Source organism: Amycolatopsis roodepoortensis (assembly GCF_024628825.1).
Lineage (GTDB): Bacteria > Actinomycetota > Actinomycetes > Mycobacteriales > Pseudonocardiaceae > Amycolatopsis > Amycolatopsis roodepoortensis.
On the sequence record NZ_CP102415.1, the window covers coordinates 3,752,914 to 3,768,202 of the forward strand.

A 15,289-nucleotide genomic window follows, 5' to 3' on the forward strand; every position below is an offset into this window, starting at 1 on the left:
CGGCTGAGCCGAGGGAAGGGGGCCTTCACGCGCTTCCGCGAAACCTCAGTAAGTCGGCAGGCTCTGGTCGATCTGCCGCGCCCACGCCAGCACGCCACCCCCGAGGTGGGTCGCGTCCTTGAACCCGGCCTGGTGCAGGGCCGCGAGCGCCTCCGCCGAACGCGCGCCCGACTTGCAATGCAGCACGATCGGCTTGTCCTGCGGCAGTTCCGCCAGCGCCTCGCCCGAGAGGATCTTGTCCTTCGGGATCAGCGTCGCGCCCTTGATGTTCACGATCTCGTACTCGTGCGGCTCGCGGACGTCGATGAGGGCGAAGTTGTCGCCGTTGTCGAACTTGGCCTTGAGCTCCGCCGGAGTGATCGTGTGTCCCGAAGCGGCCGAAGCGGCTTCGTCGGACACAACACCGCAGAACGCTTCGTAGTCGATGAGCTCGGTGATCTTCGGGGTCTCCGGATCCTTGCGGATCTTGACCTCGCGGTACTTCATCTCCAGCGCGTCGTAGCTGACGAGCCTGCCCAGCAGCGGCTCACCGATCCCGGTGATCAGCTTGATCGCCTCGTTGACCATGATCGAGCCGATCGACGCGCACAGCACGCCCAGCACGCCACCTTCGGCGCACGACGGGACCATGCCGGGCGGCGGCGGCTCGGGGTAGAGGTCGCGGTAGTTGAGGCCCTTGCCGTTCGGCGCGTCCTCCCAGAACACGCTCGCCTGGCCCTCGAACCGGTAGATCGAGCCCCACACGTAGGGCTTGCCGGTGAGCACGGCGGCGTCGTTGACCAGGTACCGCGTCGCGAAGTTGTCGGTGCCGTCGAGGATCAGGTCGTACTGCTCGAACAGCTCCAGCGCGTTGGACGACTCGAGCCGGTCGGTGTGCAGGTGCACCTTGACGAACGGGTTGATCTCGGCGAGCGACTCCTGCGCGGACGCGGCCTTCAGCTTGCCGATGTCGGACTGGCCGTGGATGACCTGGCGGTGCAGGTTGGATTCGTCGACCTCGTCGAAATCGACGATGCCGAGCGTGCCGACCCCGGCCGCGGCGAGGTACAGCAGCGCCGGGCTGCCGAGGCCGCCGGCACCGATGACCAGCACCTTGGCGTTCTTCAGCCGCTTCTGCCCGGTCATCCCGACGTCCGGGATGATCAGGTGACGGCTGTACCGGGCCACCTCTTCCTTGGTGAGCTCGGCGGCCGGCTCTACGAGCGGCGGCAGCGTGCCTGACATCGGGTCCTCCATCTCGCGTGGATCGCGGGTCGCATCCCAGTATCTACAACACGGAAAGGCCCGGACGCCTTCCCCTGTTCCAGATCCTGGGACCCGTCCAGCAGGTGAGACGGCGTGGACTAGGGTGTCTGGTTCGGCCAGGAGCCCGGCTTGCAGACCTTGCCGTCCGCGGGCACCTTGCCGCGGTCACCGCCGGGGAGATTGTTCAGCTGCGCCACGAAGTCGTTGGAGACGCCGAAGGTCTGCTGCATCATGACGGGCGCGACCGCGCCGTTCTCGGGGCAGCCCACGTGCTTTCCGCCGAGGGCGTGCCCGACCTCGTGGTTGATGGCGTACTGGCGGTACCCGGTCATGTCGCTCTCGAAGGCCAGCGCCCCCCGCACCCAGCGGGCGAGGTTGATCACCACGCGCTTGTCGAAACTCGAGCGGTAGCAAGACGTCTCGTAGGTGATCTGGAACATGCAGACGTCCGCGCGATGCGTGGTGTTCGGTGTGGTGAGACTCACCCGGAAGCTGGGGTTCGGGTAACTCGCGTCGACGCGCTGCAGCGCCTTCTTGCCGTCCCACGTCCAGCTCTTGGGATTGGACAGCGTGCCCTGCACCATCGTGGCGAAGCTGTCGTCACCGCCGTAGCTGGACGGGTCGATGCCGTCCTCGACCTCGACGGTGTACGTGAACAGCTGACCCGTGCCCACTTTTTCGCCCTTGCCCGGCACCACGTGATAGGTGCCCTTGCCGGACTCGGTGAAGTTGCCGCCCGTGGGCAGGTCCGCGGTCGGGATCTTGAGGTCGACCGGTTTGGCCGGGTTCTCCGGGAGGACGTCGCCGCCCCCGTCCACACCGGCGCCCGGCTCGCCGCCGTTGCCGGCGGAACCGTCGGACGAAGCGAGGCTCGCCCCGTCCGTGGCGATCGGCTCGGGCGGGCCGGTGGCGGTGTTGAACACGACCAGCGCGGTGATCACCACGAGGATCGGCAACGCGTACACGCGCCAGCCATAGGTCTTGGCGAACTGGCCGATACCGCCTTTGCTCTTGCGCTTGGCGGTCGTCTTCGCGGCGCCGGGCTCGTGCGGCCTCCAGGAGGCGCTGAGCGGCTGCGCGCTGGTCCGGCGGCCACCGGGGCGGTAGCGATCTTCGTCGAGCCGCTGCGACGGCGGCGGCGTCGGCCGGTACTGGCCGGTGCGCGGCACGTCGGTGGTCCGGGGCTGGGAGCGCGGCGGACGACGGGCGGAGGCGGAGTACTGAGACCGCCGACCTTCGCCCTGCGCGCCTTGCTTTACCCGATCCACGCGCACCAGGGTGCCATAACCGAACTGTGATGTTGTGAGCGACCGGCGCTTCGTGCGGCGTGTCCTCCTCACCCGGATGGGCTACCAGGTGCCCGATTCGACCGATTCCCACATCCCCAAAACGGCCTTCGCTACGACATTCGGGCGTTCCATCTGCGCCACGTGGCCGGTTCGGGGAAGGACCAGCAACCGCGCGTGCGGGAGTAGCCGGGCGGTGCGCTCGGCGCGCCGGACGGAGATCACCCGGTCGTGCTGCCCCCACACGACGAGCGTCGGCGCGTCGACGCTCGGCGCGACCGCCCACAGCGACGCGGGCCCGCGGGCGGACCACGTCCGGAAGATGCCGAACGTGCTGCGGGCCAGCGCGGGGGCGGCCCACGCGAAGGCGGCGCGAGCACTGTGCTCCTCTTCGAGCTCGTCCAGCCTGCTGTCGGCGAAGCGGCTCGGGTCGGCGAAGCACAGCTTGATGACCTGCATCGCGCGTTCACGCGGGCCGAGCGCGGCCAGCCGCCGCCGCACCCTCGGACCGATCAGCGGGAGGTACGCGAACGCCATTCGCGGGTCGGACAGCCGTTTCATACTGGGCCGGAGATCCGGCATCGCGGGCGAGATCAGCGTCAGCGTCTTCACCAGCTCCGGACGGCGGGCCGCGACGAGCAGCGCGACCGCGCCGCCCATCGAGTTGCCGAACAGGTGCACCGGCCCCGCTTCCAGGCTCTCGATGTGGCTCGCGACGATCTCGGCGTGCGAGTCGAGGCTGAAGTCGAACCCGGCGGGCGGCTCCGAATAGCCGAAACCCGGCAAATCGATCGACGTGCCGCTCGCCTGGGGCGCGAGGAGCGCGGCGAGGTCGGTCCAGTTCGTGGACGAACCGCCGAGACCGTGGACGTAGACGGCCGTCTCCGGGCCGCCCGGCGTCCGGCGGATGTGCAATTTCACCCCGGCGACACCTATTGTTTCCCCGGGCCAAGGGGGCGGCGCGGGATCCAGTGACGGCAACGACCTGCGCGAAAGCGGCACATGGGTCAGCGGCGGACGACCCCCGGCGGCACGGGAAACTGGAGAAGACACAGCATCAAGGATGCCTGACCCTTGGCGGTCCGGCTGTACCGGCGAGTAATCTCGACCTCACTTCACGCGGTGGTGACCCCGCCCGTGGAGCCCCGCTCGACTGCGCTGCTGCGTTCTCGGCGGAGACGAGTGCCTCGAACTGGAGGAACGATGACAGACATGGCGCGACTGCAGGCCCGAGGTGTTCGCCTGCCCAGAACGGAACGCCGCGCCCAGCTGCTGGCCGCCGCGCAGCGGGTGTTCGCCGCGAACGGATACCACGCCGCCGCGATGGACGAGATCGCCGAAGAGGCCGGAGTCAGCAAGCCGGTCCTCTATCAGCATTTCCCCGGCAAGCTCGACCTCTACATCGCGCTGCTGGAGAGCCACGTCGACGAACTGGTGCGGCGGGTCAAGGACGCGCTCGACTCCACGACGGACAACAAGCAGCGCGTGCCGGCGACCGTCGGCGCGTTCTTCGACTTCGTCAACAACGACGCCGGCGCGTTCCGCATGGTCTTCGAGTCCGACCTGCGCGGCGAGCCCGCCGTGCAGGAGGCGGTGGACCGGGCGACGTCGGCCAGCGTCGACGCGATCACCGAGACCATCACCGCCGACGCGGGCCTCGACGAGGACAAGGCCCGGCTGCTCGCCGTCGGCCTCGTGGGCCTCTCGCAGGTCAGCGCGCGGTTCTGGCTGGCGCACCACAAGTCGATGAGCCGCGAAGAGGCCGTCGCCCTCACCGCCAACCTCGCCTGGCGGGGTATCGGCGGCGGTTTCCCGCTCCAGCACTGACCCGCGCTTCGTCCTCTGAATGCGGTCCTTGCGCGTGCGACCACCGCATTCAGAGGACGAAATGCGTCAGGTCACTGGGGTAGGAGCTTCTTCAGGCGGTCGGCGGCGAGCTGGGCATCGGCGACGACCTTCGCGGTGTCGATACCGACAACGCGTCCTTCGCGCTTGAGGGCGCGGCCGTCGACGAACACCCACGAGACGTTCGCGGGCTGGGTGTTGAAGACCAGCTGATTCACCCAGTCCACCTTCGGCGCGAAGTTGACCGCCTGGGCGTCGACCAGCTGGAGGTCAGCCCGTTTGCCCGGCGTCAGCGACCCGATCTCCTTGTCCATCCCCAGCGCTTCCGCACCGCCGAGGGTCGCCATGCGCAGGACGTCCGCGGTGGTCGGGTAGACCGCCGGATCCGTCGTGGTAGCCCGCTGGAGACCGACGGCCGCGCGCATCACGTTGAACATGTCGCTCGTGTCGTTGGTGCCGCCGTCGAGGCCGAGCCCGACCTTCATGTTCCGTTTCTTCATCTCCGGCAGCCGGATCACCCCCGACGCGAGCCGCATGTTCGACAGCGGGTTGTGCGCCACGCTGACGCCGGCGGCCGCGAGCTCGTCGAGATCGGCGTCGGTGGTCTGGATCACGTGGTTCGCCATCAGCCCGGGGTGCAGCGCGTTCGCCCGCCGGAGCGCGTCCATCTGCCCCGCGGTCAGGTCGGCCTTCGATTCGAGCAGATGCACGTTCAGCGAGACGCCGAGTTCGCGGGCGAGCTTCTCCGAGGCCTCGACGCTCGGGAAGTTCCCCGTGGACGGATGGGTGCCGATCTGCAGGCGCGCCAACGGGTTCGGGTCGATGACCTCACGCTTCACGCGACGGATTTCGTTCTGCAGCGCGGGATCGGTGGTGCCGTTGTAGGAGTAGAGGAACCGCAGCTTCGACTCGCCGAGCGCGCGGAGACCGCCCTTGGCGAAGTCGGTGTTGAACGCGTGCGACCAGTCGGTGACCGTGGTGATGCCGGTCGAGACGATGTCGGCGGCGGCGAGTTTCGTGCCCGCGTAGGCGTCCGCGTCGGTCACGGGCGCGCGGTACAACGGGATGACGCATTTGCCGAGCCAGCCGATGAGTTCCTTGTCGGCCGCGCAGCCGCGGATGAGCGACTGCCACAGGTGGTTGTGCAGGTCGACGAAGCCGGGCAGCACGATCTTGCCGCGGCCGTCGACGACTTTCGCCGAGCCCGCGTCGAGGTCCTTGCCGACCTGCTTGATCTTGGTGCCCTCAAGCACGACGTCGGCGTCGGCGAGGGCGCCGAGCGGTCCTTCGCCGAGGCTGGGATCCATCGTGAGCACCATGGCGGCGTCACGGATGACGACACGGCCGGCCCCGGCGAACTCGGCATCGCCGCCGGCTTCGGTGGTCTCACCGCCGAGGTTCGTGAGCAGGGCCGCGCCGAGGACCACGGCGAGGGTGAGGGTGAAGACGGACAGTATCGATCCACGCTGTTTCATCGTTTCAACTCCCCAGTCGATGAGATCACGTTAGCTCACCTGACGCGGACGCCTCGCAGAATTACCGCGACGGGATGTTCCAGCTGTCCGAGGTCTTCGCGCGGATCCTCCGCGTAGACGACGGCGTCGGCGGGCGCCCCCGGTGCGAGCCCCGGCAACCCCAGGTACTCGCGCGCGGCCCACGAGCCCGCGGCGAGCGCGTCGTGCGATCGCAGCCCCGCTTCGGCCAACGCGCGGATCTCGTCGCCGACGCGACCATGCGGCCGGGAATCGGTGCCGGCGAGGATCTTCACGCCGGCCTCGGCCGCCGCAACGACCAGCGCGGGATGCGCCTCCACCCCGCTGGCGAACCAGCGTTTCCGCGGGGTGTCCTCACGGTTCCGCACCCTTTCCAGCCCCGCCTGGAAAACCGAAAGCGTCGGTGTGAGCGCGGTGCCGCGGGCCGCCATGTCCGGCAGGTAGACGGGATCCAGCCACATTCCGTGTTCGACGGAATCGACGCACGCGGCCACCGCGGCCTCCCCGCCGGCGGCGTGCTGCGAGTGCACCGCGAGACGGCCACCCACCGCGTGCACCGCCTCGGCGACCGCGGTCAGGACGTCGGACGGCACGGCGTCGTCCCCGTTCTGCCAGTCGGCGATGACCTTGGCCCAGCCGGTGCGTTTCGCCTGCTCCGCGGCGAGCGCGGGCAGCTCCGCGTGCGCGGCGCGGCGGCCCCAGCCGTCGAAGAACTCGCCGTGCCGGGCGATCCACGGACCCGCGTGGACCGCGCGGGGCAGGCCTGGTTCGGCGCCGAACCACTCGGGCGGCTCACCGGGCAGCCCTGGCGAACGGATCATCGTGACCCCGGCGTCGACGTGGCGGTGCAGGTCGGCGCGCAGGATCTCCTCGTCCATCGGATCGCCGGGCTCTTCGGCTCCGGGATGGGTGTGGGCGTCGACGAGCCCCGGCAGAAGCCAGCCCTCGGCCACCAGCTCCGCGCCCGGGACCGGATCGGACGTCCAGCGGTCGCCGTCGGCGTACAAATCGACATACTCGCCATCGGGAAGCGCGCGCCCCCGGACCCTGATGATCACCATTCCCCCTCGCACGTCTTGTCGAGCAATCCAGCGGCAGCGCGCCGAGCCGGGTTTCGGCTATGAATCGAACGACCGCGTTGCCGATCCGCGAGGAGTCACCATGCCCCATATCGCGCTCGACGAAAACCTTCCCGGCATCACCGCCTTGTTCGCCTACCGGCCGGAGACGGCCGCGCCGCTCGGGCAGCTCGCCGAGGTCCTGCTGCGCGGGCCGAGCAGCCTCAGCGTGGGCGAGCGCGAACTGATCGGCGCGGTCGTCTCGCGCGGCAACGACTGCACGTTCTGCTCACGCAGCCACGCCGCTGTCGCCGCCGAAGCGCTCGAAGGCGGCATGCCCGTCGTCGAAGCGGCCTGGAAGGACGTCGACGGCGCGCCCGTGCCGTCGAAAGTGAAAGCGCTCCTGCACGTCGCGCTCGCCGTCCGCGAAAGCGGGAAAGCCGTGGGAGAAGACCTGATCGAGGTGGCTCGCGCGGAGGGCGCGACGGACGTCGAAATCCACGACACGGTGCTGATCGCGGCCGCGTTCTGCATGTTCAACCGGTACGTCGACGGGCTGGCCACCCTGGCCGTCGACGACCAGGACGCCTACCGGGAGACCGGCGTCCGGCTCTTGGAGCACGGCTACACGAACCTCTGAGGGAGCAAGGGACCTTTGCTACCGCCTCGCCGCGTCCCACGTCGCGAAAGCCACTTTCGCGACGCCTGATGTCCCGAAAGTGGCTTTCGCGACGTGCCCGAGCACGCCGTCCGAGCCCTGACCTGCGGAAAGACAGCAAGGGACCTTTGCTCCCACTTGTCTCAATGTCGAGAGAAGCGGTAGCAAAGGTCCCTTGCTCCCCCCTTCAGACCCTCGCGGCGCGGCGGACGAGGGCGGCGATGCGATCCGAAACCTCTTGCGCCCGTTCCTGCGGGAGCATGTGCCCGGCGCCCGGATAGCGCACGAACTCCGCCTCCGGCAGCTCGTCGGCGATGACCTTGGCGTGCGGCGGCGGGCAGAGCCGGTCCCGCTCCCCGGCGAGCACGACCACCGGTTTGCCCTGCAGCGCGGCCAGCGTGACGCGGCAGTCGTGCTGAGAGATCGCGTCCTGGAACCCCGCGACGCTCGCCGGATGCGCGCACAGCAGCTGTTCGGCGACCGAGTCCACGTCGGCTCGCGCTGGCCGTCGCCCGAAGACGAGCAACCTGGCGCCCGGCCGCACCACCGACAGCGGCAACGGCAAGGCGTCACGGCGGTTCTTCGCGAGCAGCTTCGCGAGCCTCCGTTCGAACCTCGCCGCGCCGCTGCCCGCGATCCCCGGCAGGCCGAGGGTGATCCGGTCCATCTCACCGGACGATGTGGCGACGAACGCGACCCCTGCCACGCGCCGGGCCACGAGATCGGGATGCCTGCGGGAAAGTTCCATGATCGTCATGCCGCCCATGGAGTGCCCCGCGAGCACGATCGGACCGTTCGGAACGCGGTCCTCGATCAGCTCGGCGAGGTCGTCGGCGAGGGTGGCGATCGTGGCCGTGCCCGGTTTCGCCGGCGCGGAACCGCCGTGGCCGCGCAGGTCGTAGCGCAGGGTCCGGACGGAGTCGCCGAGCCGCGAGACCACGCCGTCCCAGGTCCGGTGGTCCTGGGTCCAGCCGTGCACGAGCACCAGCGTGAGTTCGGAGTCGGCGGGGCCGCTCGTCTCGACGTGGAGCGCGGTGCCGTCGCCGGTCACGAACCGGTGTTCCCGCGACGGGTCCCACGACACGGCGTCGCGCTGCTTGACGCTCCTCATCGCTTCCCCGGCAGCAGGAAGGACTTGCGCCAGAAGTACATGCCCGGCTTGCCGACCAGACCGGATTCCTGCAGGAACGGCATGATCTTCTCGCCTGCCCACTGGATGCTTTCGCGCCAGTGGGGGTTGTTCAGCGCGGCTTCGACGCCGTCGCGCGGACGGATGCCGACGGCCTTGTAGACGTTCGGGTTGATGAAGGCCCGCGTCACGAAATACGAAATGAGCGCGATGATGAACTGCTGGTAGAGGATTTCCTTCTTCGACAGTTTCGCCATCCCGCGTGTCACCTCTTCGCGGGCGAAGGTGACATGCCGGGCCTCTTCGAGTACGTGGATCCGGTTGACCATGCGCACCAGCGGCTGGATGTCCGGGTCGTTCATCTGCTCGCGCTGAAGCCGGTCGAGGACCTCTTCGGCGACGAGGATCGCGCCGTAGCGCGCGGGGCCGTAGCTGATCGTCGGCATCAGTTTCGCCAGCCTCCGCAACCACGGCACCGGCCCGTAGTTCGGGCAGCCGATCCGCGAGGCCATCCGCGCGAACATCGTCGAGTGACGGCATTCGTCCGCGATCTCGGTCAACGCGTACTGGGCGTGCGAGCTGGTCGGGTCCTCTTCGTAGACCTCCTTGAGCAGCATCTGCATCAGGAGGATTTCGAACCACAGCCCCGTCGTGGCGACGCTCGCGACCTCGTGCTTGCCGAGTTCGATGCGCTGCTCTTCGGACAGCGAGTCCCACAACTTCGTGCCGTAGAGCGAAGAACGGTGGGCCGGGATGAAGCGCTTCCCGTCGACGAGCGGGGCGTTCCAGTCGATGTCGACGTCGGGATCGTAGAACTTGTTCGCGGAGGACTTGAGCAGCCGCTCGGCCGTCTTCTCCCGGTCTGTTTCCTTCAGCGCCCGCGTCATTGCCGACACACCCCTATCTGTAACTCGTGGTAACAGTTACCTCTGGTAGCATGACTTGGGTGATCGAACGTGTCAAGCGCAACAGCAAGCAGTCGAGCAAGCACCCCACGGCGGGTGAGGCCGACACGGGTGATGCCCGTCGCGACCGCTGGCGCAAGCACCGGATCGCGCGCCGCGCGGAGTTCGTCGAGGCCGCCCTGCGCGCACTCGACACCCACGGGCCGGACCTCGGCATGGAGGACGTCGCCGCCGAAGCGGGCGTCACGAAACCCGTGCTGTACCGGCACTTCGACGACAAAGCGGATCTGTACGTCGCGCTCGGGCAGCGCGGCACGGAGATCCTCTTCCAGCGACTGATCCCGGCCATCAACTCCGAACTCGCCCCGGTCCCCCGGATCCGGATGGCGCTCGACGCGTTCTTCAGCGTCATCGAGGAGCACCCGAACCTGTACCGCCTGCTCGCGCGCGGCGGCCTTCAGGAGAAGGTGGTCGTCAAGGCCGACGTCGTCGCCGAGGACAAGGAACTGATCGCCACCGCGCTGACCGCGCTGCTCGGCGACTACATGCGGATGTTCAACATGGACTCCGGCGCCGCCGAACCGTGGGCGCACGGCATCGTCGGCATGGTGCAGAGCACCGGCGAATGGTGGCTGGACCGGCGCTCGATGGGCCGCGACAGCGTCGTCGAGTACCTGACGCAGATCATCTGGGCCGCGATCGACGGCCTCTCCCGGCAGCAGGGCATCGTCATCGACCCGAACCTGCCGCTCGAAGAGAACAAGGTCGTCCAGATGCGGAAGGAATCGGAGGCGAAATGAGCGAGCACGACGAAGACGGTTACGCCGGCGAAGCGGTCCTCGTGATCGACGGGACCGAGATCGCGGCCACGGTGGAACTGCGGGGCTACTTCCAGCCCATTGACGGGTACTACCGCTGGTACGGCCGGGTCGCCACCAACGAGCAGGTGTCCGCGGCCGCCGGTGGCAAGAAGACCGCCGTCGAGATCCGCGCGGGCGAGTACAGCGCGAAGGGCGAGCTCTCCGACCCGGACCCGTGGGACCGCTACCGCATCATGGGCACCAGCACGCCGCCCTTCCACGTGCCGACCAGCCTCGAAGAACTGAACGAACTCAACGCCTGACCCCTCAAGCGCGTGAAGGCCCCCTTCCCTCGGCTGAGCCGAGGGAAGGGGGCCTTCACGCGTCACCGGGGAATTCAGCCCTGCCGCTGAGCGGGCACCCGGCTCCGCGGCACCACGTACTTCGGCCAGCTCGACAGCTTGTTCATCGCCCATTCCAGCGGCCCGCGCCCGATGAACTTCCGCCACAGCACCGCCGCGGTCAGCGCGACCACCGAGAACTCGACGAAATGCAGCACGCTGAAGATCGAGTCGCCGTCGCTCTCGTCCCACAGCAGCGCGATCGCCACGAAATGCAGCACGTACGCGCTCAGCACCCGCCCGCCCAGATCCGAAAGCGGCCGCAGCACGCGTTCGAACTTCGGCATCAGCAGCTGGCAGCCACCGATCACCGCCGCCGCGATCCCGATCGAGATCAGCAGGTCGAACGGGGTGTACGAGGTCCCCGTCGGCAGTAGTTCCCAGGCCCAGCTGGTGGTCGGCGGCGTGCCGTGGATCCACGTCTGGTGCAGCCGCAGGAATTCCGGCGGGGTCATGCCCATCTGCGCGGCGGCCGGTTCCAGCGAGCGGTACACGGCCTGCATGCCGCCGAGCGGCCCGGTCGCGATCCAGGACACGACGTACCCGCCCACCGCGAGCGCCGATCCGCCGAAGAACAGCCGACGGCACACGCTGCGCGAGGTCAGGTCCATCCGCCCGATCGCCATCCCGGCGAACACGTACGCCATCAGCGTCAACGCGGGGAAGGTCCCGGTCAGGACGAGAACGGTCGCGGCCTTCAGCAGCCCGGTCGACGTGATGTCGTCCGCGGTCAGGTCCGGCGCGAAGAAGAGCAGGTCGCGGGGCAGCAGTTGCGCCCTGATCAGATGCGAGAGGAGCGGGCCCGCCACGGCGACGACGACCGCCGCGATCGCCAGCGCCTTCGCGCCCGCGCGCAGCCACGGGATCGCGAAGAGGAAGCAGGCCCCGTAGTAGGCCAGGATCACCATGTAGCCGGTCTCGAGGCTGGTCAGCCAGAGCCCCAGCGCCACCAGGAGCGGGGCGCGGGTCGCCAGTTTGAGCGCGACGCGGGTCCGGTCGCGGCCCTGTTTGGGACGGCGGCCGCCGGACATCAGCGCGATCGAGACCCCGGCCAGCACCGCGAACAACGCGGCGGAATGACCTTCGAACGGTTTGAACAGCACCCCGACGCCGCCTTTGGCGGGATCGGGGCCGACATGCACCGCGTACATGCCGAGTACGGCCAGGCCGCGGGCGACGTCGATACCGGTCAGCCGCCCAGCGACCCGTTTGCCTTGTTCGGGAACTGTGCGCACGCCGTCGAGCAGCGCGCGGTCCATCACAGTGACGCCGTCCACCTCATTTCTCGGCTAGCCCCCTGCCGTCCCCGCCTTAGCGTGACGATCAAATCTGAGAGCTGGCTGAGACGCAGCGGTGACGCCACTGTGACATCCGACTACAACCCGATCGGGTTAGCCACCAACAGCGAAGCCGACCTTGCGAACATCCGACGGCGCGATCTCGACGTAGGCGATCCGGTCGGTGGGCACGATGTACTTACGGCCCTTTTCGTCGTCGAGGCGGAAGATCCCGTCGCCGGCCCTCAAGGCGTTCGCGACCAGTTCCTCGACCTCGTCGGGCGACTGGCTGCTGGACACCACGAGCTCCCGCGGCGTGTCCTTGATGCCGATCTTGACCTCCACGTGGGACCTCCGCTTGAAAGTTCGAAATTTACTGGTGCGCCAAGGCTAGCCGAAGTGACCTCAGCCGAGGCCCAGCACCTGCATGCGCTTGGTGTGCCCCTGCTGCAACCGGCGGAACAGCGCGGCGATTCCCGAAAGGTCGCCGGAACCCTCGACGATCAGCTCGGCGAGCCCGTCCCGCTCGGCGACGACGTACTGGGCCTGCGTCAACGCCTCGCCCAGCAGACGGCGGCCCCACAGCGCGAGCTTGTCCCGCGCCTTCGGGTCGGCCTCGATACCGGCCGCGACTTCGCGCTCGGCGAACGCGGAATGCCCCGTGTCGGCGAGCACGGTGAGCACCAGGTCCTTGGTCTCGGGATCGAGCCAGCTGGCCATCTCGCGGTAGAGATCCGCCGCGAGCCCGTCTCCGACGTAGGCCTTCACCAGGGATTCGAGCCAGGAGCGGGGCGCCGTGGAGGCGTGCCAGGCGTCGATGTGCCCGACGAACGGCCGCATCGCGTCCTCGATCGCGACGCCGTGCCCCGCCAGATGCTTGGTGAGCAGGTCGTAGTGCCCGATCTCGGCGGCCGCCATGGAGGCCAGCGCGGCCCGGCCGGACAGCGTCGGCGCGGTGCGGGCGTCCTCGGCCATGCGATCGAATGCGGACAATTCCCCATAGGCGAGTACGCCGAGCAAATCGACTACGCCCTCGCTGATCTGCTTTGCCTCCGTCACGGCGGAAAGGGTATCGCCGAACACACCTTCGGGGTGGTGAAGAGACCGATCCCACCCTCCACGGCGCGCCGTGGAGTTCTGGCCGGAAAGAGAGCCTTCCCACCTCCGGCGCGGCGGGGACTATCCGAAAACCGCAGATCAGGTAGACTGGCCGCCGGATACGACGGATCATCCGTCCCGGATCGGGACGCTGCTGCGGCTGAAGGACAGCCGGTGCGGCCCTGGTCAGCACAAGAATGATGTGCGTGCACGCCATCCTGCGGCATTCCCACGAAGGGCCGCTCCAGCGCCAGTAGCGCGGAGCCCGAGCGAATTTTCGTGGTCGAGTGTCGATCGGTGACCAGGGCAGTGCGCGCTGGTCACGAGAGAGGCGAGCACCCTGACCACGAACGAACCCACAACTGTTGAGAACACCACCACCGGAGTGCCGGAGGCCGTCGCGCTGGAGCACAGCGAATCGGGCCCGGCGGCGCTCGACGTGTCGCACCCGCTGCAGGCGGGCGCACCGGTGGAACCCGAGGCCCCCACCTTCGCTTCCTTCGGCGTCAAGCCCGAGATCGTGAAGGCGCTGAGCGAGGCCGGGATCGAGCGCACCTTCGCCATCCAGGCACTGACGCTGCCGCTGGCCATGGCGGGCGACGACCTGATCGGCCAGGCCCGCACGGGCATGGGCAAGACGCTGGGCTTCGGCGTCCCGCTGCTGCACCGCGTCGAGGTCCCCGGCGACGGCACCCCGCAGGTGCTGGTCGTCGTGCCGACCCGTGAGCTGTGCATCCAGGTCGCGAACGACCTCAAGGGCGCGGGCAAGCACCTCGGCATCCGCACGCTGGCCATCTACGGTGGCCGCCCCTACGAGCCGCAGATCGCGGCGCTCCGCAACGGCGTCGACGTCGTCATCGGCACCCCCGGCCGCCTGCTGGACCTGGCCGAGCAGAAACACCTGGTGCTGGGCAAGGTCCGCGGTCTGGTGCTGGACGAGGCCGACGAGATGCTCGACCTCGGCTTCCTGCCCGACATCGAGCGCATCCTGCGGATGGTCCCGGACAAGCGTCAGACGATGCTGTTCTCGGCGACCATGCCGGGCCCGATCATCACGCTGGCCCGCACGTTCCTCACCCAGCCGACGCATATCCGCGCCGAGGAGAACGACGCCGGCGCCATCCACGAGCGCACCACCCAGTTCGTCTACCGGGCGCACTCGATGGACAAGCCCGAGCTGATCGCCCGCGCGCTGCAGGCCGAAGGCCGTGGCCTGACGATGATCTTCACCCGCACCAAGCGCACCGCGCAGAAGGTCGCCGACGAGCTCGTCGAGCGAGGCTTCGCGGCCGCCGCCGTGCACGGTGACCTCGGCCAGGGTGCCCGTGAGCAGGCGCTGCGCGCGTTCCGCTCCGGCAAGGTCGACGTGCTGGTCGCCACCGACGTCGCCGCCCGCGGTATCGACATCGACGACGTCACGCACGTGATCAACTACCAGACGCCGGAGGACGAGAAGACCTACGTCCACCGGATCGGCCGCACCGGCCGCGCCGGGCGCACCGGCGTCGCGATCACCCTCGTCGACTGGGACGAGGAGCCGCGCTGGAAGATGATCTCGGACATCCTCGGGCTCGACATGCCCGAGCCCGCCGAGACGTACTCGTCGTCGAAGCACCTGTTCAGCGACCTCGGCATCCCCGAGGGCACCACGGGGCGCCTCCCGCTGTCGAAGCGGACCCGCGCCGGTCTTTCGGCCGAGGTCGAAGAAGATCTGGGCGGTAAGCGCCGCGGCCGTGGCCAGGGTCCGGCGAAGGACGAAGAAGCGCCCCGCAAGCGCAACCGCGCGCCGCGCAAGCGGACCCGTGGCGGCGCCGACGCGGCCGCCAAGATCGAGGCCGCCGACGCTGCCGCGAGTGCTTCCGCGGAAGGGACCGCGGGCGGAGCCGCTGAGTCCTCTGAGTCCTCTGAGTCCTCTTCGGAGGGCCGCACGCGGACCCGCCGTCGCAGCCGTGGCGCCGCGAAGCCGAGCCCGGAGGTCAGCGGCCCGGCGGTCGAGAAGGAGGCGGGCGACAGCGCCGAGCGTCCGGCTCGCCGACGCCGCCGTCGCCGTCCTACGGCGACTTCTGATACACCTGCGTCGGCAGACTGAGCTTT

The 15,289-nt window shown here is 68.9% G+C and carries 15 protein-coding genes; 5 read left to right on the plus strand and 10 right to left on the minus strand.

Going from position 1 to position 15,289, the window contains the following annotated elements; all coding sequences use genetic code 11:
• Nucleotides 1-45 precede the first annotated feature (45 nt).
• From moeZ to NQK81_RS17375, 3 genes are all read right to left on the minus strand, one after another.
• Nucleotides 46-1,224 (minus strand): adenylyltransferase/sulfurtransferase MoeZ, encoded by a 1,179-nt coding sequence (moeZ, locus tag NQK81_RS17365; RefSeq protein WP_126736324.1) that lies wholly within the window; start codon nt 1,222-1,224, stop codon nt 46-48.
• Nucleotides 1,225-1,343: 119 nt separating this feature from the next.
• Nucleotides 1,344-2,513 carry a DUF3152 domain-containing protein gene (locus NQK81_RS17370; RefSeq protein WP_257489026.1) on the minus strand — a complete coding sequence of 390 codons (1,170 nt, stop codon included), beginning with the start codon at nt 2,511-2,513 and terminating at the stop codon, nt 1,344-1,346.
• Nucleotides 2,514-2,594: 81 nt separating this feature from the next.
• Entirely contained in the window at nt 2,595-3,452 is an 858-nt protein-coding gene (locus tag NQK81_RS17375) for an alpha/beta fold hydrolase (protein ID WP_257489027.1), read from the minus strand.
• A 282-nt stretch (nt 3,453-3,734) separates the two neighbouring features.
• On the opposite strand from NQK81_RS17375, the gene NQK81_RS17380 reads away from it, so the two are divergent.
• A complete protein-coding gene (locus NQK81_RS17380) occupies nt 3,735-4,358 on the plus strand; it encodes a TetR/AcrR family transcriptional regulator (protein WP_125680286.1) in 624 nt (207 codons plus the stop codon).
• Nucleotides 4,359-4,429: 71 nt separating this feature from the next.
• Here NQK81_RS17380 and NQK81_RS17385 read toward each other — a convergent pair whose 3' ends face one another.
• Together NQK81_RS17385 and NQK81_RS17390 are read right to left on the minus strand one after the other, a co-directional pair.
• Nucleotides 4,430-5,851: an amidohydrolase family protein gene (locus tag NQK81_RS17385; protein WP_257489028.1), complete on the minus strand. Its 1,422-nt coding sequence runs from the start codon at nt 5,849-5,851 to the stop codon at nt 4,430-4,432.
• A gap of 35 nt (nt 5,852-5,886) precedes the next feature.
• On the minus strand, nt 5,887-6,930 hold the full coding sequence (locus NQK81_RS17390; protein WP_257489029.1) for an amidohydrolase family protein: 1,044 nt from the start codon (nt 6,928-6,930) through the stop codon (nt 5,887-5,889).
• 100 nt (nt 6,931-7,030) lie between these two features.
• Between NQK81_RS17390 and NQK81_RS17395 the strand changes: the two genes are divergently transcribed.
• On the plus strand, nt 7,031-7,567 hold the full coding sequence (locus NQK81_RS17395) for a carboxymuconolactone decarboxylase family protein (RefSeq protein ID WP_126736327.1): 537 nt from the start codon (nt 7,031-7,033) through the stop codon (nt 7,565-7,567).
• Between the two features lie 205 nt (nt 7,568-7,772).
• Here NQK81_RS17395 and NQK81_RS17400 read toward each other — a convergent pair whose 3' ends face one another.
• Both NQK81_RS17400 and NQK81_RS17405 read right to left on the minus strand, forming a co-directional pair.
• Nucleotides 7,773-8,696 (minus strand): alpha/beta fold hydrolase, encoded by a 924-nt coding sequence (locus tag NQK81_RS17400; RefSeq protein ID WP_126736328.1) that lies wholly within the window; start codon nt 8,694-8,696, stop codon nt 7,773-7,775.
• Nucleotides 8,693-9,601 carry an AurF N-oxygenase family protein gene (locus tag NQK81_RS17405; protein WP_185927314.1) on the minus strand — a complete coding sequence of 303 codons (909 nt, stop codon included), beginning with the start codon at nt 9,599-9,601 and terminating at the stop codon, nt 8,693-8,695. The genes NQK81_RS17400 and NQK81_RS17405 overlap by 4 nt, the downstream gene beginning before the upstream one ends.
• A gap of 50 nt (nt 9,602-9,651) precedes the next feature.
• Here NQK81_RS17405 and NQK81_RS17410 point away from each other — a divergent pair, with 50 nt between their 5' ends.
• The gene (locus NQK81_RS17410; protein WP_125680280.1) at nt 9,652-10,419 is read left to right on the plus strand and encodes a TetR/AcrR family transcriptional regulator; all 768 of its coding nucleotides are present in this window, start codon (nt 9,652-9,654) and stop codon (nt 10,417-10,419) included.
• The gene (locus NQK81_RS17415) at nt 10,416-10,742 is read left to right on the plus strand and encodes a DUF4873 domain-containing protein (protein WP_126736330.1); all 327 of its coding nucleotides are present in this window, start codon (nt 10,416-10,418) and stop codon (nt 10,740-10,742) included. Before NQK81_RS17410 ends, NQK81_RS17415 begins: the two co-directional genes overlap by 4 nt.
• 74 nt (nt 10,743-10,816) lie before the next feature.
• Here the strand turns inward: NQK81_RS17415 and NQK81_RS17420 are convergent, their stop codons facing one another.
• The 3 genes from NQK81_RS17420 to NQK81_RS17430 all read right to left on the minus strand — a co-directional run bounded on the left by NQK81_RS17420 (nt 10,817) and on the right by NQK81_RS17430 (nt 13,156).
• Nucleotides 10,817-12,097: a heparan-alpha-glucosaminide N-acetyltransferase domain-containing protein gene (locus NQK81_RS17420; protein ID WP_257489030.1), complete on the minus strand. Its 1,281-nt coding sequence runs from the start codon at nt 12,095-12,097 to the stop codon at nt 10,817-10,819.
• 114 nt (nt 12,098-12,211) lie between these two features.
• Nucleotides 12,212-12,442, minus strand: a complete 231-nt coding sequence (locus NQK81_RS17425; RefSeq protein ID WP_005167610.1) for a DUF3107 domain-containing protein — start codon at nt 12,440-12,442, stop codon at nt 12,212-12,214.
• A 60-nt stretch (nt 12,443-12,502) separates the two neighbouring features.
• On the minus strand, nt 12,503-13,156 hold the full coding sequence (locus NQK81_RS17430; protein ID WP_034313407.1) for a ferritin-like fold-containing protein: 654 nt from the start codon (nt 13,154-13,156) through the stop codon (nt 12,503-12,505).
• 508 nt (nt 13,157-13,664) lie between these two features.
• On the opposite strand from NQK81_RS17430, the gene NQK81_RS17435 reads away from it, so the two are divergent.
• Nucleotides 13,665-15,284 carry a DEAD/DEAH box helicase gene (locus NQK81_RS17435; protein WP_257489779.1) on the plus strand — a complete coding sequence of 540 codons (1,620 nt, stop codon included), beginning with the start codon at nt 13,665-13,667 and terminating at the stop codon, nt 15,282-15,284.
• Nucleotides 15,285-15,289 lie beyond the last annotated feature (5 nt).

Bases quoted from the DNA above. Each gene is read 5' to 3' on its own strand.
- NQK81_RS17395 (WP_126736327.1), top strand. From the start codon at position 7,031: ATGCCCCATATCGCGCTCGACGAAAACCTTCCCGGCATCACCGCCTTG.
- NQK81_RS17405 (WP_185927314.1), bottom strand. From the start codon at position 9,601: ATGACGCGGGCGCTGAAGGAAACAGACCGGGAGAAGACGGCCGAGCGG.
- NQK81_RS17385 (WP_257489028.1), bottom strand. From the start codon at position 5,851: ATGAAACAGCGTGGATCGATACTGTCCGTCTTCACCCTCACCCTCGCC.
- NQK81_RS17380 (WP_125680286.1), top strand. From the start codon at position 3,735: ATGACAGACATGGCGCGACTGCAGGCCCGAGGTGTTCGCCTGCCCAGA.
- NQK81_RS17390 (WP_257489029.1), bottom strand. From the start codon at position 6,930: ATGGTGATCATCAGGGTCCGGGGGCGCGCGCTTCCCGATGGCGAGTAT.
- NQK81_RS17410 (WP_125680280.1), top strand. From the start codon at position 9,652: ATGACTTGGGTGATCGAACGTGTCAAGCGCAACAGCAAGCAGTCGAGC.
- NQK81_RS17400 (WP_126736328.1), bottom strand. From the start codon at position 8,696: ATGAGGAGCGTCAAGCAGCGCGACGCCGTGTCGTGGGACCCGTCGCGG.
- moeZ (WP_126736324.1), bottom strand. From the start codon at position 1,224: ATGTCAGGCACGCTGCCGCCGCTCGTAGAGCCGGCCGCCGAGCTCACC.
- NQK81_RS17415 (WP_126736330.1), top strand. From the start codon at position 10,416: ATGAGCGAGCACGACGAAGACGGTTACGCCGGCGAAGCGGTCCTCGTG.